This window comes from Anaeromyxobacter sp. K, from assembly GCF_000020805.1.
GTDB lineage: Bacteria > Myxococcota > Myxococcia > Myxococcales > Anaeromyxobacteraceae > Anaeromyxobacter > Anaeromyxobacter dehalogenans.
In genome coordinates this window covers 4,787,227-4,810,125 of the sequence record NC_011145.1, presented here as the reverse complement: position 1 = coordinate 4,810,125, position 22,899 = coordinate 4,787,227, and the positions used below count along the sequence as shown (strand labels likewise).

General features: G+C 72.0%; 16 protein-coding genes. 9 read left to right on the top strand and 7 right to left on the bottom strand.

Annotated features, from left to right (window positions below):
• The first annotated feature begins 60 nt into the window (after positions 1-60).
• From ANAEK_RS21425 to ANAEK_RS21390, 8 genes are all read left to right on the top strand, one after another.
• Positions 61-1,143, top strand: a complete 1,083-nt coding sequence (locus tag ANAEK_RS21425; protein ID WP_012528223.1) for an ABC transporter ATP-binding protein — start codon at positions 61-63, stop codon at positions 1,141-1,143.
• A gap of 22 nt (positions 1,144-1,165) precedes the next feature.
• Complete coding sequence (locus ANAEK_RS21420; protein WP_012528222.1) at positions 1,166-2,368, top strand: extracellular solute-binding protein; 1,203 nt, start codon at positions 1,166-1,168, stop codon at positions 2,366-2,368.
• Positions 2,365-4,074 carry a carbohydrate ABC transporter permease gene (locus tag ANAEK_RS21415; RefSeq protein WP_012528221.1) on the top strand — a complete coding sequence of 570 codons (1,710 nt, stop codon included), beginning with the start codon at positions 2,365-2,367 and terminating at the stop codon, positions 4,072-4,074. Before ANAEK_RS21420 ends, ANAEK_RS21415 begins: the two co-directional genes overlap by 4 nt.
• Entirely contained in the window at positions 4,074-4,955 is an 882-nt protein-coding gene (locus ANAEK_RS21410) for a sugar ABC transporter permease (protein WP_012528220.1), read from the top strand. Before ANAEK_RS21415 ends, ANAEK_RS21410 begins: the two co-directional genes overlap by 1 nt.
• A 38-nt stretch (positions 4,956-4,993) precedes the next feature.
• Entirely contained in the window at positions 4,994-5,797 is an 804-nt protein-coding gene (locus ANAEK_RS21405) for a glucodextranase DOMON-like domain-containing protein (protein ID WP_012528219.1), read from the top strand.
• Between the two features lie 88 nt (positions 5,798-5,885).
• A complete protein-coding gene (locus ANAEK_RS21400; protein WP_012528218.1) occupies positions 5,886-7,292 on the top strand; it encodes a carbohydrate porin in 1,407 nt (468 codons plus the stop codon).
• A gap of 88 nt (positions 7,293-7,380) precedes the next feature.
• Entirely contained in the window at positions 7,381-7,863 is a 483-nt protein-coding gene (locus tag ANAEK_RS21395) for a pullulanase-associated domain-containing protein (protein ID WP_012528217.1), read from the top strand.
• Positions 7,864-7,995: 132 nt separating this feature from the next.
• Positions 7,996-9,030 (top strand): hypothetical protein, encoded by a 1,035-nt coding sequence (locus ANAEK_RS21390; RefSeq protein WP_012528216.1) that lies wholly within the window; start codon positions 7,996-7,998, stop codon positions 9,028-9,030.
• A gap of 12 nt (positions 9,031-9,042) precedes the next feature.
• Here the strand turns inward: ANAEK_RS21390 and ANAEK_RS21385 are convergent, their stop codons facing one another.
• From ANAEK_RS21385 to ANAEK_RS21375, 3 genes are all read right to left on the bottom strand, one after another.
• Positions 9,043-9,279 carry a hypothetical protein gene (locus tag ANAEK_RS21385; RefSeq protein WP_012528215.1) on the bottom strand — a complete coding sequence of 79 codons (237 nt, stop codon included), beginning with the start codon at positions 9,277-9,279 and terminating at the stop codon, positions 9,043-9,045.
• A 56-nt stretch (positions 9,280-9,335) separates the two neighbouring features.
• The gene (locus ANAEK_RS21380) at positions 9,336-10,376 is read right to left on the bottom strand and encodes an HNH endonuclease (RefSeq protein ID WP_012528214.1); all 1,041 of its coding nucleotides are present in this window, start codon (positions 10,374-10,376) and stop codon (positions 9,336-9,338) included.
• Positions 10,377-10,952: 576 nt separating this feature from the next.
• Positions 10,953-12,578 (bottom strand): alpha-amylase family glycosyl hydrolase, encoded by a 1,626-nt coding sequence (locus ANAEK_RS21375; RefSeq protein ID WP_012528213.1) that lies wholly within the window; start codon positions 12,576-12,578, stop codon positions 10,953-10,955.
• A gap of 200 nt (positions 12,579-12,778) precedes the next feature.
• Here ANAEK_RS21375 and ANAEK_RS21370 point away from each other — a divergent pair, with 200 nt between their 5' ends.
• A complete protein-coding gene (locus ANAEK_RS21370; RefSeq protein ID WP_012528212.1) occupies positions 12,779-13,420 on the top strand; it encodes a hypothetical protein in 642 nt (213 codons plus the stop codon).
• Between the two features lie 33 nt (positions 13,421-13,453).
• Here the strand turns inward: ANAEK_RS21370 and ANAEK_RS21365 are convergent, their stop codons facing one another.
• From ANAEK_RS21365 to ANAEK_RS21350, 4 genes are all read right to left on the bottom strand, one after another.
• Positions 13,454-14,245: a hypothetical protein gene (locus ANAEK_RS21365; RefSeq protein WP_012528211.1), complete on the bottom strand. Its 792-nt coding sequence runs from the start codon at positions 14,243-14,245 to the stop codon at positions 13,454-13,456.
• Between the two features lie 41 nt (positions 14,246-14,286).
• A complete protein-coding gene (locus tag ANAEK_RS21360) occupies positions 14,287-15,384 on the bottom strand; it encodes a hypothetical protein (protein ID WP_012528210.1) in 1,098 nt (365 codons plus the stop codon).
• Between the two features lie 337 nt (positions 15,385-15,721).
• On the bottom strand, positions 15,722-16,993 hold the full coding sequence (locus tag ANAEK_RS21355; protein ID WP_012528209.1) for a homospermidine synthase: 1,272 nt from the start codon (positions 16,991-16,993) through the stop codon (positions 15,722-15,724).
• A 278-nt stretch (positions 16,994-17,271) separates the two neighbouring features.
• Complete coding sequence (locus ANAEK_RS21350; RefSeq protein ID WP_012528208.1) at positions 17,272-22,803, bottom strand: HAMP domain-containing protein; 5,532 nt, start codon at positions 22,801-22,803, stop codon at positions 17,272-17,274.
• Positions 22,804-22,899: the final 96 nt, after the last annotated feature.

Sequence of the window (22,899 nt, the reverse complement as noted above, 5' to 3'; positions counted from 1 at the left end):
GCGGTCTAGACATGGGCGCCCATCGGACGGGCCTGGGCCGAGGCGGCCGAGAGGTGGGGCATGGCGGGGGTCGTCCTCAGGAATCTCGCGAAGCGGTTCGGCGAGACGCGGGTCATCGAGGGGCTCGATCTCGAGATCCACGACGGCGAGTTCATGGTGCTCGTCGGCCCGTCCGGCTGCGGCAAGTCCACCGCGCTCCGGATGATCGCGGGGCTGGAGGAGGTCTCCGGGGGCGAGATCCTCATCGGCGGCCGGGTGGTGAACGACGTCCCGCCCAAGGACCGCGACATCGCGATGGTCTTCCAGAGCTACGCGCTCTACCCGCACATGACCGTGCGGGAGAACCTCGAGTTCGGCCTGCGCATCCGCAAGACGCCGCAGGCCGAGGTGGACCGGCTGGTCACCGAGGCGGCGCAGGTGCTCGGCATCGACGCGCTGCTCCACCGCAAGCCCAAGGAGCTCTCCGGGGGGCAGCGGCAGCGCGTCGCGCTGGGCCGCGCCATCGTGCGCAAGCCCTCGGTGTTCCTGTTCGACGAGCCGCTCTCGAACCTCGACGCGAAGCTGCGCGTGCAGATGCGCGCGGAGATCAAGAAGCTCCAGGCGCGCCTCGGCGTCACCACGATCTACGTCACGCACGACCAGATCGAGGCGATGACCATGGGCAACCGCATCGCGGTGCTCAACGCCGGCAAGCTCCAGCAGGTGGGCGCGCCGCTCGAGCTGTACGAGCGCCCCGCCAACCTGTTCGTGGCCGCCTTCATCGGCAGCCCGCCCATGAACTTCTTCAAGGCGCGGCTGGAGCGCGGCGGCATCGCGGCGGCGGGCTTCTCCCTGCCGGTGCCGGCCGCCCTGCGCGCCGCGGCCGCGGCGCGCGGCGGCGCCGCGGTGACGGTGGGCATCCGCCCCGAGAACGTCGTCGAGCTGGGCCGGACGCCGCGCGGGGAGTCGGCGCGGATCCCGGTCACGGTGGACATCGCCGAGCCGCTCGGGGACGAGGTGATCGTGCACGCCCGCGCGGGCGAGGACCCGGTGGTGTTCCGCCAGGCGCCGCACGCCATCCCCGGCATCGGGGACCGGCTCGAGGTCCAGGTCGAGCTGGACCACCTGCACCTGTTCGACGCCGAGACCCAGCGCCGCCTGTGAGGGCGGCGCGAGGAGGAGAACCATGCGGAACCGCTCGCTGCTCGCCCTGCTCGCCGCCCTGCTGCTCCCCGGCGTCGCCTCCGCGGCGGAGGTGGTGGTGTGGCACGCCTACCGCGGCGCCGAGAAGGCCGCCTTCGAGAAGGTCGCCGCCGCGTACAACGCGCGCCCCGGCAACCCGAACAAGGTGACCACGCTCGCCGTCCCCTACGACGCGTTCGCCGACAAGATCTCCGCGGCGGTGCCGCGCGGCAAGGGGCCGGACGTCTTCATCTTCGCGCAGGACCGGCTGGGCGGGTGGATCGAGGCGGGCAACACCGTCGAGTCGATCGACTTCTTCATGGACGACGCGCTGAAGGCGCGCTTCATCCCCTCCACGCTCGAGGCGATGACCTACCGCGGCGGCGTGTGGGGGCTCCCGCTCAACTACAAGTGCATCGCGCTCGTCTACAACAAGAAGCTGGTGAAGGCGCCGCCGAGGACCAGCGCCGAGCTGGAGGCGCTCGCGAAGAAGCTCACCGCGCGCGGCGCGGGCCGGTTCGGCCTCGCGTACTCCTACTCCGACTACTACTACCACGCGGCCCTCCAGAACGCGTTCGGCGGCCGGGTGTTCGACGCCGGGAAGCCGGTGCTGGACGCCCCCGAGAACGTGAAGGCCGCGCAGCTCCTGCAGGCCTGGATCAAGGCCGGCTTCATGCCGACGGAGCCGTCCACCGCGCTCATCACCTCGCTGTTCAACGAGGGCAAGGCCGCGATGGTGTTCTCCGGCAACTGGTTCCTGGGCGAGATCGCCCCGGGCATCGACTGGGCCGTCACCACGCTGCCGTCGCTCACCGAGGCCGGCGGCAAGCCCATGCGCCCGTGGACCACGGTGGAGGGCGTCTACGTGGCCGCGCCCTCGAAGAACAAGGACGCCGCCTTCGACTTCGTGAAGTTCGCCACCGACGTGGACGCCGCGCGGATCATGGCGCTCGAGGGCCGGCAGAGCCCCGCCAACGCGAAGGTCTACGCGGACGCGAAGGTGGCCTCCGATCCGGTGCTGGCCGCGTTCAAGAAGCAGGTGGACGTGGCGGTGCCTATGCCGAACCTGCCCGAGATGACGATGGTCTGGTCCCCCGCCACCACCGCCATGGGCGCCATCACCCGCGGCGGCGACGCGAAGGCCGCGCTCGCCAAGGCGCAGGCCAAGGTCACCGAGGACGTCGCGAAGCTGCGCAAGAGCAAGTGACCCGGCCCGCCTCCCACTGGCCCCGCGCGCTCGCGGCCCTCGCCGCCGGCCTCGCCGTCGCGGTCGCGCTCTCCTGGGCGTGGCTCCGCGCGGCGTCGGCCGGCGGGTACGAGGAGCGGGCCAGGGCGGAGGCGGTGGGGGCGGTCACGCGGCTCGCGAAGGCGGTCGAGCAGGCCGGGGGCGAGGGCGACGGGGCCCGCGCCGCGCTCGCCGCCTGGCAGGCGGACCAGCCGGCCGGGACGGTGGCGCGCCTGGTGATCGTCTCCGGCGCGCGCCTGGAGGGCTCGACCGATCCGCGCGACGTGGGCGAGCGCGCGGCGCCGCGCCGGCTCCAGCGCGACGAGAAGTGGGCGTACGACCAGGCCCAGCGCCTCCGCGGCGTCGTGATGGAGAACGCGGAGCAGGGCTTCGCGCGCGCCGAGGTCGAGGTGGAGCGGCTGGAGGGCCGGTACGCGCTCGGGGCGCCGGTGCGGAAGGACGGCGCGGTGGTGGGCGCGGTGGAGGTGGACCGGCCCGCGAAGCCCCCGCCGGCCGCGCCCGGCGTGCCGGCCGCGCTCGCCGCGGTGGCGCTGCCGCTGCTCGCGCTCCTGCCGCTCCGGCGCGCCGCGGCCCGCCGCGGACCGGCGCTCGCGGCGGCGCTCGGGCTCTACGCGGCCGGCGTGGGCGGGTTCGCGGCCTGGGCGCTGCGGCTCGCGGGCGGGGGGGGCGAGGGCGTCCGGGCGCTCGGGCTGGCGGCGGCGGTCGGGCTCGCGCTGCTGCTGTTCGTGGCGCTCGGCGCGGCGAGCCGCACGGGGGCGGCGCTCCGCCGGCACCGGGTGGCCTACGCCTACGCCGTGCCGGCGATGATCGGGATGCTGGTGCTGGTGTTCTTCCCGTTCCTGTACGGGGTGGTGCTCTCGTTCACCGGGCAGACCATCTACAACACCAGCGCGCCGCTCACCGAGCTCTGGGTGGGCCTGCAGAACTACGTGGACATCCTGCGGACCTTCGCGTTCCGGATGCCCGACGGCAGCCCGTCCTTCTACTGGACGCTCGCGTTCAACGTCATCTGGACGGTCACGAACGTCGCCATCGGCGTCTCGCTGGGCCTGGTGCTGGCGCTCATCCTCAACACCCGGGGGCTCGCGTTCCGGCCGATCTACCGCGTGCTGCTCATCCTGCCCTGGGCCATGCCGAACTACATCACCGCGCTCATCTGGCGCGGCATGTTCCACCGGCAGTTCGGGGTCGTGAACTACGCGCGGATGCTGTTCGGGCTCGACCCGATCTCCTGGTTCGATCACCCGTTCACGTCCTACCTCACCGCGCTCGCCACGAACGGCTGGCTCTCCTTCCCGTTCATGATGGTGGTCTCGCTCGGCGCCCTGCAGTCGATCCCGGCCGATCTCTACGAGGCCGCGCGGGTGGACGGCGCCACGCGCTGGCAGCAGTTCAAGGCCATCACGCTCCCGTCGCTGAAGCCCGCGCTGGTCCCCGCCGTGATCCTCTCGGTGGTGTGGACCTTCAACATGTTCAACATCATCTTCCTCGTCACGGGCGGCGAGCCGAACGGCACCACCGAGATCCTCATCACCCAAGCGTACAAGTACGCGTTCCAGCAGTACCGCTACGGCTACGCCGCCGCGTACTCGACCGTCATCTTCCTCATCCTGCTCGCCTACGGCGTGTTCCAGAACCGGGTCACGCGCGCCACGGAGGGGATCTGATGGCGTCGCGCCGCGAGGAGCGGATCCCGCACTGGGTCCTGCACGCCGTGCTGGTGGGAATGGTGCTCGTCACCGTCTACCCGCTGCTCTGGGTGATCAGCATCGCGCTCTCCGGCGGGCAGAGCCTGGCGCTCGCGTCGCTGCCGGCGGAGCCCGGGAAGCTCGACCTGCTCCGCGCGGTGATGCCGTGGCCGGAGCGCTTCAGCGCGGCGAACTTCACCGCGGTGTTCCGCGACCAGCCGTTCGGGCGCTGGATGCTGAACAGCGTGATCGTGTCGGCGGCGACCACCGTGCTGGGCGTGTTCCTCGCGTCCACCGCCGCCTACGCGTTCTCGCGCTTCCGCTTCCCCGGGCGGCGCACCGGGATGATGTCGTTCCTCGTGTCGCAGATGTTCCCCGGCACGCTGATGCTCATCCCGCTCTACATCATCATCGTGAAGTGGCTGGGGCTCGGCTCGACGCGCATCGGGCTGGTGCTCACCTACGCCACCACCGCCATCCCGTTCTGCGTGTGGATGCTGAAGGGCTACTTCGACACCATCCCGCGCGAGCTGGAGGAGGCGGCCATCATCGAGGGCGCCGGCCCGGCGCGGGTCTTCTGGACGGTGGTGGTGCCGCTCGCGAAGCCGGCCATCGCCATCACCGCGCTGTTCTCGTTCATGACCGCGTGGAACGAGTTCATCCTCGCCGCCACGTTCATGGACAAGGAGGAGATGTACACGGCCCCCGTCGGCCTGCGCTTCTTCGTCGGCGGGTTCTCGCAGCAGTGGGGGTACTTCGCGGCCGGCTCGATCATCGTGTCGATCCCGGTCGTGGTGCTGTTCCTGTACCTCCAGAAGTACCTCGTGTCCGGCCTCACCGCCGGCAGCGTGAAGGGCTGAACCACGCCGCGTCCCGCGGCACTCGGAGGAGTCGAACCATGTTCCACCGTCTCGTGCTGGCAGCGCTCGCCGCCCTCGCGGCCACCACCGCCGCGGCGCAGGAGGTCGTGTTCAAGGATCCGGTCGGCGACGACAACGGGCCCGGCAAGTACGTCTACCCGACCGACCCCGTCTACAAGGCGGGCTCGTTCGACCTCACGCAGCTCAAGGTCACGGAGAAGGGCGACAAGGTCACCTTCGAGATCACGGTGAACTCCGACCTCGAGGATCCGTGGGGGATGCCGGCGCCGGCGAACTTCTCGGTGCAGATGGCCTTCATCCACGTCCAGACCGGCAAGGGCCCGAGCTTCACCAAGGGGCTGCCCGGCACCAACGTCGAGTTCGCCAAGGACTCCGCCTGGAACAAGGTGGTGATCCTCTCGCCGCAGCCGGCGGGCCGCGTGCGCTCGGAGGCGAAGCAGAAGGCGGCCGACCTGCTCGCCGCCATCGTGGTGCCCGACGAGACCGTCGGGAAGGGCCGCACCATCACCGGCACGGTGAGCAAGAAGGACCTGGGCGAGGGCTCCATCGCGAAGTGGGGCTACCAGGTCCTGATGCAGTCGAACGAGGGCTTCCCGGACAAGACCGACCTGCTCACCCGCAAGGTGAACGAGTACGAGGGCCAGCACCGCTTCGGCGGCGGCACCGACACCGACTGCGATCCGCACGTGATCGACGTGCTCGCGGGCAAGGCGGTGGGGGACAAGTCGGAGATCGCGGCGCAGCACGAGATGCTCGCCTACGAGTGCAACGCGGACGGCACGGTGAAGAAGCCGGCCACGCTGAAGCTGGTCCGCAAGTAGCGGGGGAGGGAAGGCGGCAGCGAGTGGGAGGAGGGCGGGGCCGGCACGGCCCGCTGGAGCAGCACGGGAGCATCACCAGGGAGATCACATGAACGCCAGAAAGACGTTGGTCGGCATCCTCGCGGCGGCGATCGCCTTCACGGCGGTCCCGGCGCAGGCGGTCGAGCTTCACGGGTACCTGCGCAGCGGCATCGGCGGGAACGACAAGAGCGGCAACCAGGTCTGCTTCGCGACTGCGCCGCTCAGCTACAAGTTCCGCCTCGGCAACGAGTGCGAGACCTACGGCGAGCTCGAGTTCTCGCAGGTGCTGTACAAGGATCGCAGCGGTGTGCAGTTCAGCTACGTCGGCATGCTCGCCTACAAGACCGGCGGCATGCGGGACGCCGAGTACCTGAACGGCGTCGACAAGTGGATCCCGGACAATGACGGCAACTGGTTCCCGGCGGCGCGCCGGATTTCCGGCACCGACTTCCTCCTCCGCCAGAACTATGTCGAGGCGAAGGGCATCCCGTTCCTGGGCGGCGCGAGCGTCTGGGCCGGCAGCCGGTACTACCACCGCAATGACGTGCACATCCTCGACTTCTACTACTGGGATCCCTCCGGCCCCGGCGTCGGCGTCGACGAGATCGACCTCGGCGGCTTCGGCAAGCTGGCCGTCGCCGTGTTCCAGAGCAAAGGCGGGTGGGGCACCGGCTACACCGGCAGCGACAAGCTCTCGGTGTGGCGCCCGGACATCCGCGTGTACGGCATCCCGTTCTTTGGTGGCGGCAGCCTCGAGGTCGGCGTCGATCTCAACATCCTGAGCGGCAAGAACAGCGCCGTCGGCACGGACACGAAGTCGCAGCAGGTCAGTCCGATGTTCACCGTGCAGCACGTGCAGTCCGGTCTGCTGGGCGGCTTCAACAAGCTCGCGTTCCAGTGGGGCCAGGGCACCATCGCGCCGCTGTCGCGCATGCCGGAGCCGCAGCTCACCGACTCTGCGAAGCACTGGCGCATCGTGGAGCAGCTCGTGGCGCAGCCGAACGACCGGTTCTCGGGCATGCTCGCCGTGGTCTACGAGGACTCGAGCCAGCAGTTCGGTGACAACAACACCGGCATCTACGAGAGCTTCCGATCGCTCTCCGCGGGCGTCCGTCCCGTCTGGAACGTGATGGACTACTTCAAGCTTCAGGCCGAGATCGGCTACCAGGGCTTCAAGCCGAAGAACGTGGACACGGGACGCGGCATCCCGAACAAGGATCGCGGCGACCTGTGGAAGTTCACCATCGCCCCGACCATCGCTCCGCTCCCCAGCCCCGGCGGTTCCTTCTTCACCCGCCCCGAGCTGCGCCTGTTCGCGACCTACGCCATGTGGAACAAGGCCGAGGCGAACTATCTGCAGAACTACAACAGCGTCGTGTTCTTCGCGGGCCCGAATGGCAACGGGCCGGCGTCGGTCTACGGCGACCAGCGGCACGGCCTCACCTTCGGCGCCCAGGTGGAAACCTGGTTCTAGCCGAGGCGCATCACCGGCGGGGCCGGGGGGCAGGTTCCCCCGGCCTCACCGGCATCGCGGATTACAGTGAGTGCAGGAGGGAACCGTCATGAAGCGTATCTTCGAGGTGCTCGCGGCCGGCCTGATCGCCGCCGTGATGGGGTTCGCGGGGCCGGCGGCGGCCGAGGAGAAGGCGGCGGCCGCGGGTGACAACGTCACGCTCCACTACCACCGCGCCGACGGCAGCTACGACGGCTGGGCGCTCCACAGCTGGGAGAGCTTCCAGGCCAAGTCCGAGGCGTCGGACGAGTGGGCGGCGAAGCAGATGTCCGACCGCCCGCTGAAGGGTGTGACCTGGTTCAAGCCCATGCAGCCGGCCGGCAAGGACGACTTCGGCGTCTTCTGGACCATCCCGGCGGCCGAGTTCGAGAACGGCCGGGTGAACTACATCATCCACAAGGGCGACAAGAAGGATCAGTGCAACAAGGACATGTTCTGGATGATCAAGGACTCCAAGGAGGCCTGGGTCGTCTCCGGCGACTGCAAGGTCTACCTGTCGAAGGCGGACGCCGAGAAGGCGATGAAGAAGTAGCCGCGCGACGGATCGACGCAGGGGAACGGCCGGGGCGACCCGGCCGTTTCTCTTTGGGTGTTCTCACGCTGCGTACGTTCGCACTATCATCGCCTTCGATGCGGGCACGCCCCGCCCTGAAAGGTGCCCACGATGCGCGCGCTCCCGGTCCTCGCTGTCGCCCTGCTCGCGGTCCTCCCGCCCGTCCTCTCCGGCTGCGGTGGCCAGGCCGCCTGCGAGGTCCCCGCCGGCTGCCTCCGCGCCGAGCGCACCGGCGGCTCTTGCGGCTGTGCCGAGTGGGAGGTCGTCGACACGCAGTCGGTGGCCGTACCGTACGTGGTCACCGACGTCCAGTACCAGCCGTTCGGGGCCGGCAGCACCTTCTACATCGGCCGCGCCTGGATCCCCGCGCTCGGGCGTTACTCCGACACCGCTCCCGGCGTGAACGTCCGCGCGGCGATCCGGACGTCGGACGGTGGCGAACGAGTGGCGCGCGTGGGCAGCGTGGACCCGCTGTACATGGAGCGCGTCACCGGCACGGTGCTGCGGACGCCCCCCACGGCCTCCGGCGCCTTCGAGCTCGACCCCGTGGACATCTCGGACCCGGCAACGGACGTCATCCAGCTCTGGGTGAACGCCGCCGTGACGATCGACACGACTGCCGCGGGTGAGAAGATCGTGCACTGGACCTCCAGGCCGGGGCCCGATCCGGCGCGGCCCGACGACGCGTACCAGGGACTCTCGGTTCCGGTGCGCACGCTGCAAGGAGGCACCACCGGTCTCGACTGGATCGACGCCTACTTCGCGGGCCTCGGGCCGGAGGGCCGGGCCGAGATCGTGGCCTTCGACGAGCGCGTGGCGGGGCCGCCGATGTCCGAGCGGTACCTGTGGCTCGAATCCTGGGTCCTGGGGGACCGCGAGCAGACCGCCACGCTGTACCAGTGGACCCCGTGCACGGATCCAGAGGCGTTCGAGGTGCTGGCCGAGACCGCGGTCCCGCTCCCGGGCGGAGAGACGTTCGTGCTGCAGTACGGCGTCCAGGCCGATGCGAGCTGCACGCCGCAGTCCCCCGGCATGTACCTCGAGATGACGCCTGGCTGCGAGACGGGGTACCAGATGTTCGTGGACCGGCTGTCCGGCAAGCTGATGATGCTCGCCGCGCCCTACGGCACGTGCACCGGGCGCTAGCCTCGCCAGCGCTCAGCGCCGCCGCGGCGCGAGCAGGAAGAAGGGGATCCCCGCCAGCACCAGCACCACCGCCAGCTCGCCCCATCCCACGCGGCGCGTGAGCAGCAACAGCCCCACCAGCACCCCCGCGGCGACGATGCCGATCCGCCCGCGCTTCCAGGCGCCAGTGCGCAGGAACCACGCCACGCCGACGACGGCGAGCGCGAGCAGGACGACGAGGAACAGCTCGGTGCGACCCATGCCACCCATGGCGCGCGCATGACAGCACGCGCGCCCGCGGGTGTCCACCCGGGCGGGCGGGCGCCTCAGGCCGAGCCACCGCAGCGTCTCCCCGCGTACGCGTCCATGAGCTGGTCACCGAACACGCGCCGCGCCTCCTCGAGGTTGTGGCCCCTGCAGCGGATGCGGAGGTTCTCGACCGTGGAGGCGCCGCCGCACGCCCGCGGCACGACGTGGTCGAGCTCGAGCTGGTGCGTGGAGCCACACGGCTCGCCGGAGGGAAGGAGGAAGGTGCACCGCCCGCCGTCCCGCTCCCAGACCTCGCGGCGGACGTGGGCCGGGACGTGGTCCGGATCGCGAGAGGGCCGGGCCGTAGCCAGCGGCCGGTCCGAGTGCCCGCTCTTGCGCTTCTCCGCCCTGGCGAGGAGGAGGTCCACCGCCGCCTCGAGGAGCGCGTCGTCCGAGAGGTCCGGACGGAGATCGCGGAGCCGCTCCAGCTTGCGCGCGAAACGTTCACTTACCGTGACGTGAAGCCGCTGAAGCGTCGCCGTGAGCGGCGTGAGCTCCGCGATCCGAGACGGGGGCGCCACAGGGACCGGTTCAACAGTTGAACCAGATGTCCCCCGCGGGAGCACGAGTTCAACAGTCGAACCAGGCGTCACAGCAGGGATGGTCAGTTCAACAGTTGAACCAGGCGGCGGCCGGGGGATGGCCGTGAGCACCGTCCGCACCGGCGGCGCCGGATGCGGCTGCAGCGCCGCGACCACCTCCGCCGCCTCATGGCGGGACAGCCCGTAGAACCTCGGCAGCACCTCCTGCCAGTTCACGGGGTTCACCACCCGCGCCACCTCGATGATCGTGGTGAAGCAGAGCCGCCCGTCCCGCAGCGGCTCGACCACGGCCGGCACCGCCTGGATGAGCTCCGCCGCCACCTTGCGGTACTGCGCGGAGCCCTTCGAGAGCCGAAGCTCCCGGTGCAGGTAGTGGAAGAGCGAGGCATACCCCAGCTCCGCCCAGGCTCGCCGCGCGTCGAAGTCTGCGAGCGCGACGAGGAACTCCGCGAGCGCACCGTGCTCGCGGCGGAGGAGGGTGGCGAGGCGGTCGGAGAGTTCACGCGCAGTGTCCATGCGGATACTCTCTCACGCGTTCTCGAGCCCTCTCCGATCGCACGCATTCGGCGTCGGACGCGAGAAGCACGGGCCACCGTCGCGAACGCGCCACCGACCTCCGCGTCCTCGCCACGCCGCCGCAGCTGCTCCAGGATGGTCTTCCCGAGCGACCGGCGCCGCGCCGGTCGCCTCACGGTGAAACGTCGTCAACGACGAACAGCGTTCCCGTTGGGTCGCAAGCAGGCAGTCACTCACCGTGACGAAGCCCGAGCGTTCTGCTCATGGCTCGACAGGGCTCACCATGAGCGGAGAAGCGCGGGCCGCGGCGAGCGGAAGCCAGCCACGCCTCCCCCTCAGGCCTCTCGCAAGCCGATCCGCGCGTCGCCGGTCCCGGTCAGCCGGGCCCGCCCCACGAGCCCCTGCCCGACCTCTAGCTCCTCTCGCCGCCCCCCCCTACTGCTCGTGGTTCGACGAGCTCACCACGAGCGACGCCAATGCACCTCCCGCTCGTGGTTCGACCAGCTCACCACGAGCGGTGCAAAGGCACCGCGGCCGCATCTCGGCAACGTCACAGGAGAGGGATCGCCAGCCCCCCTACCTCACCCTCCAAACCCCGCTCGCCCGCGCCGGCAGCGTCACCCGCCACCCGCCCGGCTCGCGCACCAGCGCCGCCCCAGGATCCACGAACACCGCCTCCGCAACCGCACCGGGCGCCTCCAGCCCCCCGACCTCGAGCGGCGCCGCCCCCATGTTGTGCACCACCAGCACGGTCTCCCCCTCGGCGCGCCGCAGGTACGCGAGCGCGGAACCCGGCGTGGACAGCGGCACCGCGTCCCCGCGCGCGAGCGCCGCCGACCCCTTCCGCGCCCGCACGAGCGCCCGGTACCTCGACAGCAGCGACGCCGGATCGCCCGACTCGACCGCCACGTTCGCGCTCTCGTGCCCCGGCCCGAGCGGCATCCACGGGTCACCCATCGTGAACCCGCCCTGCTCCGAGCGGTCCCAGGGCATGGGCGTCCGCTTCCACTCGTCCTCGCGGCCTGGGCCGTTCTGCATCCCCAGCTCCTCGCCGTAGTAGACGAACGGCGCGCCCGGGAGCGTGAGCAGGATCGCCGCCGCGAGCCGCAGCTTCCCGGCGTCGTTCGCGAGCTGCGTCGCCACCCGGAACTGGTCGTGGTTGGTGAGGAACGGCGCGTCCACCGCGCCGGGCGGGTACGCCGCGGCGACCTCGCGGAGCACGTGCGCGGTGAAGCCGCCGTCGCCCGCGTCCACGCCCTCCACGATCGCCTTCGCGAGCGGGAAGTCGAACAGGAGCTGCAGCTCGTCCTTCCCGTCCCCGTAGTACCGCGCGATGTCGTCGGTCTCCGACCAGACCTCGCCCACCAGCACCGCGTCCGGCTTCGCGGCCCGCACCGCCGCCGCGAGCTCGCGGAGGAAGACGTGGTTCTCCGGCGAGCCCGACTGGCCCGCGCCCGGCCCGGTCTCGATGAGGTGGCGGATGGCGTCGAGGCGGAACCCGTCCACGCCCTTCCCCAGCCAGTGCGCCGCGATCCGCTTCGCCTCCTCGCGCACGGCCGGGTTCCGGTAGTTCAGGTCCGGCATCCCGCTCCAGAAGATCGCGTAGTACCACTCGCCGCCGCGGCGGTACCAGGCGGCCTGCGATGGGTTCCACGGCTGCGTCCAGCCGGGATCGTCCGCGCGCCACACGTACCAGTCGCGGCGCGGCGAGGTGCGCGAGGAGGCCGACTCGCGGAACCACGGGTGCTGGTCGGAGGTGTGGTTGAGGACGAGGTCGAGGACCACCCGGACGCCGCGCCGGTGCGCCTCCGCGATGAACCGGTCGAGGTCGGCCTCGGTGCCGTAGTCGGGGTTGACCTTCAGGTAATCGGTGACGTCGTAGCCGTGGTAGCTGGGCGAGGCGAACACCGGCATGAGCCAGATCGCGTCCACGCCGAGGTCGGTGGCGGTGGCCGGATCGCCGTCGTTCAGGTAGTCGAGCCTCGCGGTGAGGCCGCGGAGATCGCCCTTCCCGTCGCCGTCGGAGTCCGCGAAGCTGCGCACGAACACCTCGTAGAAGACCGCGCCCTTCCACCACGGCGCGGCCGGGGCAGTGGTGGCCCGGGCCGGGCCGGCGCCGGAAGATCCGGCGGGCGCGTGCGCGCAGGCGAGCGCGGCGAGGGCGGCGGCGAGGAGCGCGGCGGGGCGGCGGGACGGGGTCATGCGGCCTCCGGGGGCGCGCCAGGGCGCCGGAGCCGAGACTCTAGCGCGCCGCGCGGCGATCACCTGCGGTCGAAATGGGCGCAGGCGTGCGGGCGCGACGGCGACGCCCCGCGCCCGGGGGATCGATCCCGGCGCACGCCCCAGGCGGCGGGCGGTGGCGCGCGAGGACGGCGCTATCCTGCGCGGCGCAAGGAGGCCGCATGGGCGCGAAGCTCACGCCGAAGATCATCCTCGAGGGCACCCGCCTCACGCACAAGACCGACCTCGCGTTCGCGCTGAACGAGCATCCGCGCATCGTGGGCCCGCGCAAGTACCGCTACCACTCGCCGCTCGTGTCGGCGGAGTGGTGCGCGTTCACCGACGTGCCCTGGGGGCGCGGGCCCATCAACTACGCGCCGGAGGAGGAGGCTCAGGCGATGGAGACGTATGCCACCTGGGCCCGGCTGTTCGAGCTGAACCGGTACTACTCGTGGATCGTGGACCGCTTCCACGTCTCCACCCGCGCGTACCAGCTCCAGGCCGGCCGCCGCGACCCGGACTTCTCCTGGCTCGATCCGCGCCTGCGGGTGCTCGGCTTCCGCCACGTGCTGTGCGTGCGCCGGCCGGACACCTTCGCGGCGGCGCGCGCCGAGCGGCTGAAGATCTCCGGCAAGCCCTCGCAGTACGACGACCTCGACGCGTTCGTGCGCGAGCAGGACCTGTTCCGCCGGCTGGTGCGCGAGTCGTCGCTGCCCTGGCTCGAGCTGGACGTCACCGACGGCGACGTGGCGGGCGCGGCCGACCGGGTGGCGGACTGGCTGGAGGCGACCGGCGGGCTCTCGGCGCCGTGGGGCGTCACCTGACGCGACGGTCCCTCTCGCGCCCACCGGCCGCCGTCAGGCGGCGCGCGGGGGCGGCGGCCGCGGGCCGGAGGACGGCGCCAGCGTGCGCCGCAGCGTGACGGCCCGCTCCAGCGGCCGCGAGGTGACCCCCTCCACCTCCCACGCGCCGCGCACCTTCCGCAGCCGCAGCACGTTCACGCCGCGCGTCGGCGCGGGAGCGTCCGGCTCGTGCGCCTCGAACGCGCTCAGCGCCACCGCGACGTCGCCGAGGAGGTGCAGCGTGCGCTCCACCTCGCGGAGCCACACCTCGCGCCCCTCCAGCCGCGCCAGCGCCACGTACCGGTCCACCGGCAGGCCCGGGTCGGACGGCCCGCCGCGCCCGGTCTCCACGAGCGCCCCGGGGGCGAACAGCGCGGTGAACCGGCCCCAGCGCTTCTCGGCGGGCGCGCCCGAGGCCGCCTCGTAGAACGTGCGCATCAGCCGCTCCAGGGCGATGAGGTCGGCCGGCGAGACCCGCCCCGCCGGTCCCGGCTCGTCGAGCAGCTCGTCGTCCGGCCCCGCCTCGAGCGCCGTGCGCGCCTCGGCCCGGCGCTCGCGGAGCTCGCCGGCGCGGCGCCGCTGCCCGTAGGCCCAGGCGCCCACCAGCGCCGCCAGCGGCAGCGGCGCGGTGGCGAGCGCCTGCGAGAGCGCGGTCGCGCCGGACGCGCCCAGGCTGGCCGCGCCCACCACGCCCGCGACGGCGAGCGCCACCGCCGCGGCCGCACCGAGCGCCGCGCGGGTGAGGAGCCTGCGCTCCTCCAGATCGAGCAGCTCGAGCCTGCGCTCGAGCCGCAGCTCCGTGAACATGTGCACCTCCTGTCCGGTCGGGGTCGGCGGGGGCGATCGGCTCAGCTCCAGAACACCGCGGCGATGGGGGAGTCGCTGGGCATGCGGCTCGGGTGCACCTCGACCACGTCGCCGCCGCGCAGCAGCGTGAGGTCGCAGAGCGCGTCGATGACGTCGGCCCCGGCGCGGGGCTCGCGACCGGGCGCGAGCGCGCAGGCGCCGCTGCGCGGGTCCACCCGGCCCGGCACGTGGGCGCCCTCGCGGTGGAGCAGCAGCCCCACCCGGCCGTCGGCGGCGGCCGCGGCGATCTCGTCGAGCCGGTCGCTCGCCTCGCCCCGGAGCGACGCGCTCACGAACTGCGAGGCGGCGAGCTGCTCCACCTCCTCGTGGTGCGCGCGCACCAGGCCCCACGCGCGCGCGTGCAGCGCCTCGAGGTCCGCCACCTCCTCCTCGATCCCGTCGTCGAGCAGGTGCGGGTAGGCGCTCACCGCGCGGAACGGCGCGTGGTGCTCCGCCACGCCGGCCAGCACCAGCGGCGTGCCGCGGTCGTCGAGGAACGCGCAGAGCGCGTCGTCGAGCGCGCGGAACCGCCGCCGCAGGCGCGCCTCCCCCTCGCGCCCGGCCACCAGCCGGAGCGGCCGCACGGCCACCTCGTCCTCGCGCACCTCGCCCGCGAGCGCGGCGCGCAGCGCGCGAGGCGTGCGGGAGGGCTCCACCTCGGCGAGCGCCTCCGGCGTGCCCTCCAGCAGCTCGGCCGTCCCGCCGCCGAGGAGCCGCAGCACGAAGAAGCGGCTGCGGTCCGCGTCGCGCAGGAGCGGCTTGGTGTGGAACGCGTCCGCCACGATCGCGAGCGCCGGCACCTCGAACGGCAGCTCGAACGCGAGGTTGACCTCGTGCGAGCGCAGCAGCGCCAGGGCGCGGGCGCGCGGGGGCCAGCCGCGCTCGAGCCCGCGGACCATCGGCTTCAGCAGCGCGTTCACCTCGTCGCGCGGGTGCGACGCCGACAGGCGCCGCGCCGCCTCCTCGAGCAGCGCGTTCAGGCGGCGGCAGTCCTCCGGCCCGCCCGGCCACTCGGCGTCGAGCGTGAGGTACACCGAGAGGCAAGGGGGCTCCTGCGGCCCGATGAGCCAGTGCAGATCCCGGATGGTCACGCGCTTCATGACGTGGAGCTCCTCTCTCCGGGCGGCGCGCGTGCGCGCGCGCCCCCGGCGCGGGTGGACGCTGGGGTGGTGCGGGGCCTGACGTGCGAGGCTGCGTCCCGGCGGCGCTACGCGCGCTGCGCCAGGACGCGGGAACCAAGACAGGCCGGCGCCGGGGCGCACGCGGTCGCCGCCGGCCGGAGGGCCGGTGACGCCGCGAGGCGGGCGGAGGAGCGCTGGGCGAGGGTTCCGATCACGAGGATCCCGTTGTCGGCCACGCGCGCGGGGAAGTCAACCGCACGCGGCGGGGCCGGTCGCCGCAGGCGCCGCGTTCGCCCGGCCCCACCGGCCGCGCCGGTCAGGCGGGGAGCGCCGCCACCTCCGCCGGTGCCGCGGCCGCGCGCCGCTCCTCGAGCGTGCGCGGCGGCGCGTGCGGGTCGTGGACCACGAGGGCCCGGCCCAGCAGCGCGTCCACCCGCGCCAGGTGCTCGCGCCAGTCGAGGTCCTCCACGAAGTGGAGCCCGCGGCGGCGGCCGAGCTGCGCCCAGCCCGCCGCCACGCCGGCGGCCACCGGGAGCTGGGTCGCGCTGGTGGCGAGGCGCCCGGCGGCGACCGCGTCCACGTCGTAGCCGAGCCAGAGCTCTCCGAACCGGAGGCTGCACAGGAGCACGCCCACGCGATCGCGGCCCCGGAGCGCGGTGCGGTGCGGCGGGTACATGCGGTGGAGCGGCCAGGCGGCAGGGCGAACCCGGTGCGGCGCCGCCGCGAGCGCCGCGCGGGCGGCGGGCGGGAGCCGGTACACGAACGCCAGCTCCTGCCCCGGCAGGCGCTCCGCCAGCGTGAGCACCTCCTCGTGCGGGACCACGAACCCCTCCACCACCCGGTCCCCGCAGCGGGCGCGGTACCACGCGTCGCAGGGCCGGTGGCCGAGGCGGACGAGCTCCCCGCGCCGCACGGCGATCGCGTCGTCGAGGAGCAGCTCCTCCAGGCAGTGCAGCGGGCTCCAGGTCATGGGGAACGCCCCCGCAGGCGGCCCGCCCATCGTCTCGACCGTGGTGTCCTCCTCGGTGAACAGCACCGCGTGCAGCCGCAGCGCCTCGGGCGTGGGCGCGACGCCGGCCCGGCGCGCGAACGCCTCGATCCCCGCGAACACGAGCGCGTTCACCACCCCCGGGTTCATGCCGCTGCCCACCAGGAAGCTCCCGCGCCGGAGCGCCGGGCGCGCCGGCGGCAGCGCGCGAAGCACGAGCGACTCCCAGGCGCGGGGCGCCTGCCCGGGCCAGTGCTCGAGGCTGGTGTCGAGGTAGCTCGCGCCCGCCGCGTCGCAGGCGCGGATCGCGTCGAGCGTGTCGAGCGAGGACAGGTCCACCACCTGGTCCACGCCGTGGTCGCGCACCAGGCGCGCCAGGTCGTCGGCGTGCCGGATCGCCGCGGGCGGGAGCGGCCGCGCGACCGGCGGCAGCGGGCCGGGCGGGAGCGGCCGGGCGTCCACGAGCAGCAGCGCGTCGAGGCGCGCGGCGAGCGCGCGCCCCAGCGGCGTAGACGCGAGCACCGAGAGCAGGGCGCGGGCGACGCCGCCGGCGGCGCCGACGAGCAGCGCGGTGCCGCGGGGACCGAGGGGACGGTTCAAGGGAGCACCTCCTTCCACGTGAGGAACGGACGACGGCGCGCGGCCGCGCTCGTCGGCACGCGGCCGCGGGCGCGGCCGGGCCGCGGGGACGGAGCTGGGATGGGGGAGCGCGCCGCGAGCCGCCCGCTAGCGCGCGGAGCGGGCCGCGGCGCGATGCGCCGGGCAGGCCGTGTCGGGCGCGCCGGGCGCGCGGTGGACGATCGGACGGATCACGGTCCCGCCACTCTATCGATCGTGGCGAGGGAAGCAACCGCCCGGGCCGTGCGCGCCCGTCCGGCCTATCGCGCCGCGCCGTTCGCCGCGCCGCCCAGCCGCGCGTCGGGCTCGGCCAGCCAGCGGCCGATGACCGAGAGGAGCCGCTGCGGGTCCACCGGCTTCGCCACGTAGTCGGTGGCGCCGGCGGCGAGCGCGTCGTCGCGGTCGCCCTTCATGGCCTTGGCGGTGAGCGAGACGATGGGGAGCGCCCGGTACCGCGCCTGCGCGCGGATGGCGCGGATGGCGGTGAGGCCGTCCATCTCCGGCATCATGGTGTCCATCAGCACCAGGTCCACCTGCGGGGACGCCTCCAGCACCTCCAGCGCCTCGCGGCCGTTCTGCGCGTGGATCACCTTCACGTGCGCGGTCTCGAGCACGCTGTGGATCGCGAACAGGTTGCGCATGTCGTCGTCGGCGAGCAGCACGGTGCGGCCGGAGAAGTCCACGCCGGCGGGCAGCTCCGGGTAGTCCTCCGGCCGCTCCGCCGCGAGCGCCATGGCCGGATCCCGGCCGGTCTCCGCCCCGGCCCAGCGCGCCGGCAGCACCAGCGTGAACACGCTGCCGCGCCCCGGCGCGCTCTTCACCTCGATCGACCCGCCCAGCAGCCGCGCGATCTCGCGGGAGATGGTGAGCCCGAGGCCGGTGCCGCCGTACTTGCGGCTGGTGGTCCCGTCCGCCTGCTGGAACGCCTCGAAGATGAGCTTCTGCTTGTCCGCCGGGATGCCGATGCCGGTGTCGCGCACCGCGAACGCGAGCGCGCCGCCGGCGGCCGGGCCGACGTCGAGCACGACCTCGCCGCGCTCGGTGAACTTGAACGCGTTCGAGATGAGGTTCTTCAGGATCTGCAGGAGGCGCGTGGGGTCGGTGTGGATCCGCTCCGGGAGGTCCGGCCCCATGCGCACCTGGAAGCCCAGCCCCTTGTGCTCCGCGACGTGGCGGAACGTCTGCTCCAGGTCGTCGCGCACCGACTCGAGGCGCGTGTCGCGCGGCTCGATGGGCATCTTGCCGGCCTCGATCTTGGAGAGGTCGAGGATCTCGTTGATGAGCCCGAGCAGCTCGTGGCCGGAGGTGTAGACGGTGCTCGCGAACTTCACCTGCTCCGGGGTGAGGTTCCCGTCGCGGTTCTCGGCCAGCATCTTCGAGAGGATGAGCAGGCTGTTCAGCGGCGTGCGCAGCTCGTGCGACATGTTGGCGAGGAACTCGGACTTGTAGCGCGAGATGAGCTGGAGCTGCTCCGCCTTCTCCTCCAGGCTGCGGCTCGCCAGCTCGACCTCGGAGTTCTTCTGCTCGAGCAGGCGCGCCTTCTCGTTCAGCTCGGCGGCCTGCGCCTCCAGCTCGGCGTTGGAGCGCTTCAGCTCGAGCAGCAGCCCCTCCATGCGCATGTTGGAGGAGATCATGTTCAGCACGAACCCGACCTTCTCCATGAGCTGGTCGAGGAAGGCGAGGTGGTTCGGGCTGAACTCGCGGAACGAGGCGAGCTCGATGACCGCCTTGATCTCGCCCTCGAACAGGACCGGCAGCACCAGCAGGTTGCGCGGCGGCGCCTCGCCCATGCCGCTCGCGATGTAGAGGAAGCCCTCCGGCACGTCGCTCACGATGATGCGCTTCTTCTCGAAGGCGCACTGGCCGATGAGCGTCTCCTTCATGCGGTAGGTGCTGGAGAGGCTACGCCGGCCGCCGAAGCCGTAGCTGCCGATGAGGCGCAGCACCGGCTCGTCCGGCACGCCGTCCTCCGGCTGCTCCAGCATGAAGAACGCGCCGTGCTGCGCGTCCACCAGCGGCGTCAGCTCGGAGATGATGGCCTGCGCCACCGAGACGATGTTCCGCTGGCCCTGCATCATGTTGGAGAAGTTGGCCAGGTTCGTCTTGAGCCAGTCCTGCGCGGTGTTCTTGTCGGTGGTGTCGCGCAGCGCCTCGATCATCTGGTTGATGTTGTCCTTCAGCGCGGCCACCTCGCCCTGCGCCTCCACCGCCACCTTGCGGGTGAGGTCGCCCTTCGTCACCGCGGTGGACACCTCGGCGATGGCGCGCACCTGCGCCGAGAGCGAGCCGGCGAGCTGGTTCACGTTGTCGGTGAGGTTCTTCCAGATGCCGGAGACGCCGGGCACCTTCGCCTGCCCGCCCAGCTTGCCCTCGATGCCCACCTCGCGGGCCACGCTCGACACCTCGTCGGCGAAGATGCCGAGCGTGCCGGTCAGGCCGTTGATGGTCTCGGCCAGCGCGGCCACCTCGCCCTTCGCCTCCAGGATGAACTTCTGGGAGAGGTCGCCGTTCGCGATGGCGGTCACGACCTTGACGATGCCGCGCACCTGCTTCGTCAGGTTCGCGGCCATGAAGTTCACGTTGTCGGTGAGGTCCTTCCAGATCCCCGACGCGCCCGGCACGTGCGCCTGCGCGCCCAGCTTGCCCTCGATGCCCACCTCGCGGGCCACGCTCGACACCTGGTCGCCGAACGTGCGCAGGGTGTCGGTCATGCCGTTGATGGTCTCGGCCAGCGCGGCCACCTCGCCCTTCGCCTCCAGCACGAACTTCTGCGACAGGTCGCCGTTCGCGATGGCGGTCACCACCCGGACGATGCCGCGCACCTGGGTGGTGAGGTTGGTCGCCATCAGGTTCACGCTGTCGGTGAGGTCCTTCCACACGCCCGACACGCCGCGGACGTCGGCCTGGCCGCCCAGCTTGCCGTCGGTGCCGACCTCCTTCGCGACGCGGGTCACCTCGGCCGCGAACGAGTTCAGCTGGTCCACCATCACGTTGATGGTGTCCTTCAGCTCGAGGATCTCGCCCTTCGCGTCCACGGTGATCTTCTGCGACAGGTCGCCGTTCGCGACCGCGGTGGTGACGAGCGCGATGTTGCGCACCTGGTTGGTCAGGTTCGCGGCGAGCGCGTTCACGTTGTCGGTGAGGTCCTTCCAGGTGCCGGACACGCCCTTCACCTCGGCCTGGCCGCCCAGCTTGCCGTCGGTGCCGACCTCCTTCGCGACGCGGGTCACCTCGGCGGCGAACGAGTTCAGCTGATCGACCATCACGTTGATGGTGTTCTTCAGCTCGAGGATCTCGCCGCGCGCCTCGACCGTGATCTTCTGCGTCAGGTCCCCGTGCGCGACCGCGGTGGTCACCTTGGCGATGTTGCGCACCTGGTTGGTGAGGTTCGCCGCGAGGCCGTTCACGTTCTCGGTGAGGTCCTTCCAGGTGCCGGAGACGCCCTTCACGTAGGCCTGGCCGCCCAGCTTGCCCTCGGTGCCGACCTCCTTCGCGACGCGGGTCACCTCGGCGGCGAAGGAGCGGAGCTGATCGACCATCACGTTGATGGTGTTCTTCAGCTCGTAGATCTCGCCCCGGGCCTCGACGGTGATCTTCTGCGAGAGGTCGCCGTTCGCGACCGCGGTGGTGACGAGCGCGATGTTGCGCACCTGGTTGGTGAGGTTGGCCGCGAGGCCGTTCACGTTCTCGGTGAGGTCCTTCCAGGTGCCGGAGACGCCCTTCACGTAGGCCTGGCCGCCCAGCTTGCCCTCGGTGCCGACCTCCTTCGCGACGCGCGTCACCTCGGCGGCGAAGGAGCGGAGCTGATCGACCATCACGTTGATGGTGTTCTTCAGCTCGAAGATCTCGCCGCGGGCCTCGACGGTGATCTTCTGCGACAGGTCGCCGTTCGCGACCGCGGTGGTGACGAGCGCGATGTTGCGCACCTGGTTCGTCAGGTTCGCGGCGAGGCCGTTCACGTTGTCGGTGAGGTCCTTCCAGGTGCCGGACACGCCGCGGACGTTGGCCTGCCCGCCCAGCTTGCCCTCCGTGCCCACCTCGCGCGCGACGCGCGTCACCTCGGCGGCGAAGGAGTTGAGCTGGTCCACCATCTTGTTGGTGGCGTCCTTGATCTGGGCGATCTCGCCCTTCACGTCCACGGTGATCTTCTGCGTCAGGTCGCCGTTCGCGATGGCGGTCGAGACCTTCGACACGTCGCGCAGCTGCACCGTCAGGTTGGAGGCCATGGCGTTGACGTTGTCGGTGAGGTCCTTCCAGGTCCCCGACACGCCGCGCACGTTGGCCTGGCCGCCCAGCTTGCCCTCGGTGCCGACCTCCTTCGCGACGCGGGTCACCTCGGCCGCGAAGGAGTTGAGCTGGTCCACCATCCGGTTGATGACGTCCTTGATCTGGAGGATCTCGCCGCGGACGTCGACGGTGATCTTCTGCGTCAGGTCGCCGTGCGCGATGGCGGTCGCGACCTTCGACACGTCGCGGAGCTGCACCGTCAGGTTCGCGGCGAGCCCGTTCACGTTGTCGGTGAGGTCCTTCCACGTGCCGGCGACGCCCTTCACGTCGGCCTGGCCGCCCAGCTTGCCCTCGGTGCCGACCTCCTTCGCGACGCGGGTCACCTCGGCCGCGAAGGACCGGAGCGTGTCCACCATCGTGTTGATGGTGTTCTTCAGCTCGTTGATCTCGCCCTTCGCGTCCACCGTGATCTTCTGCGACAGGTCGCCGTTCGCGACCGCGGTCGTGACCTTGGCGATGTTGCGGACCTGCGCGGTGAGGTTCGCGGCGAGCCCGTTCACGTTGTCGGTGAGGTCCTTCCACGTGCCGGAGACGCCGCGCACGTCGGCCTGGCCGCCCAGCTTCCCCTCGTTGCCGACCTCCTTCGCGACGCGCGTCACCTCGGCGGCGAACGAGGAGAGCTGGTCCACCATGGTGTTGATGGTGTCGCGCAGCTCGAGGATCTCGCCGCGCGCGTCCACCGTGATCTTCTGGGAGAGGTCGCCCTTCGCGACCGCGGTCGTGACCTTGGCGATGTTGCGGAGCTGCGCGGTGAGGTTGGAGGAGAGGCCGTTCACGTCGTCGGTGAGGTCCTTCCACGTGCCGGTCAGCCCCTTCAGCGCGGCCTGGCCGCCCAGCTTGCCCTCGCTGCCGACCTCGCGCACCACGCGCCGGACCTCGGCGGACACCGCGCTCAGCTGGTCCACGAGCGCGTTCACGCTGGTCGCGATCCGCAGGAACTCCCCGCGCACCGGCCGGCCGCCCAGGTCGAGCGCGACCTTCTGCGAGAGGTCGCCGGTGGCCACGGCGGTGAGGACGCGCGCCACCTCGTTCGTCGGCGCGACCAGGTCCGAGATGAGCTGGTTCACCGCGCCGACCCCCGCCGCCCAGCCGCCGCGCGCCGGGCCCACCGAGGCGCGCTCGGTCGAGCGCCCCTCCTGCCCCACCACCCGGCCCACGCGCACCAGCTCGTCGGTGGCGTGCTCGTTCAGCGCGAGCAGGTCGTTCAGCAGCTCGCCGGCCTGGCTCAGCAGGCCGTCGCGCCGGTACGGCAGCCGGACCGAGAAGTCGCCGGCCTTCGCCGCCTTCAGCACCTCGACCAGCTGCGCGAGCTCCTCGCGGTCCTCGGCGTCGAGGGCCTGCAGGCGCGCGTGCGCGGCCGGCGGGGGCGTCGCGGTGCGTCCGTCCACCCCCTCGGCGCCGTTGCCACGCCCCGGTCGGCCCGACGCGCGCGCGGCGCGAGCCGCCAGCGCGGGCGGGGGAGGGGGAGCACCAACGTGGGGCTTCACGCGCGCGCGGCTCGTCATGGGGGTTCCTCGGAGAGTAGGACGGGAAGAGGGGATCCATTTCTCCATCTGGAGCGCGTTTCTCCATTCCCCGCCGGGGGGCTCCATTGACTGTCA

What these genes read in the sequence shown, in the direction of transcription:
- ANAEK_RS21425 (WP_012528223.1), top strand. Translation starts at nt 61, where the DNA reads ATGGCGGGGGTCGTCCTCAGGAATCTCGCGAAGCGGTTCGGCGAGACG.
- ANAEK_RS21420 (WP_012528222.1), top strand. Translation starts at nt 1,166, where the DNA reads ATGCGGAACCGCTCGCTGCTCGCCCTGCTCGCCGCCCTGCTGCTCCCC.
- ANAEK_RS21410 (WP_012528220.1), top strand. Translation starts at nt 4,074, where the DNA reads ATGGCGTCGCGCCGCGAGGAGCGGATCCCGCACTGGGTCCTGCACGCC.
- ANAEK_RS21405 (WP_012528219.1), top strand. Translation starts at nt 4,994, where the DNA reads ATGTTCCACCGTCTCGTGCTGGCAGCGCTCGCCGCCCTCGCGGCCACC.
- ANAEK_RS21400 (WP_012528218.1), top strand. Translation starts at nt 5,886, where the DNA reads ATGAACGCCAGAAAGACGTTGGTCGGCATCCTCGCGGCGGCGATCGCC.
- ANAEK_RS21395 (WP_012528217.1), top strand. Translation starts at nt 7,381, where the DNA reads ATGAAGCGTATCTTCGAGGTGCTCGCGGCCGGCCTGATCGCCGCCGTG.
- ANAEK_RS21390 (WP_012528216.1), top strand. Translation starts at nt 7,996, where the DNA reads ATGCGCGCGCTCCCGGTCCTCGCTGTCGCCCTGCTCGCGGTCCTCCCG.
- ANAEK_RS21385 (WP_012528215.1), bottom strand. Translation starts at nt 9,279, where the DNA reads ATGGGTGGCATGGGTCGCACCGAGCTGTTCCTCGTCGTCCTGCTCGCG.
- ANAEK_RS21380 (WP_012528214.1), bottom strand. Translation starts at nt 10,376, where the DNA reads ATGGACACTGCGCGTGAACTCTCCGACCGCCTCGCCACCCTCCTCCGC.
- ANAEK_RS21375 (WP_012528213.1), bottom strand. Translation starts at nt 12,578, where the DNA reads ATGACCCCGTCCCGCCGCCCCGCCGCGCTCCTCGCCGCCGCCCTCGCC.
- ANAEK_RS21370 (WP_012528212.1), top strand. Translation starts at nt 12,779, where the DNA reads ATGGGCGCGAAGCTCACGCCGAAGATCATCCTCGAGGGCACCCGCCTC.
- ANAEK_RS21365 (WP_012528211.1), bottom strand. Translation starts at nt 14,245, where the DNA reads ATGTTCACGGAGCTGCGGCTCGAGCGCAGGCTCGAGCTGCTCGATCTG.
- ANAEK_RS21360 (WP_012528210.1), bottom strand. Translation starts at nt 15,384, where the DNA reads ATGAAGCGCGTGACCATCCGGGATCTGCACTGGCTCATCGGGCCGCAG.
- ANAEK_RS21350 (WP_012528208.1), bottom strand. Translation starts at nt 22,803, where the DNA reads ATGACGAGCCGCGCGCGCGTGAAGCCCCACGTTGGTGCTCCCCCTCCC.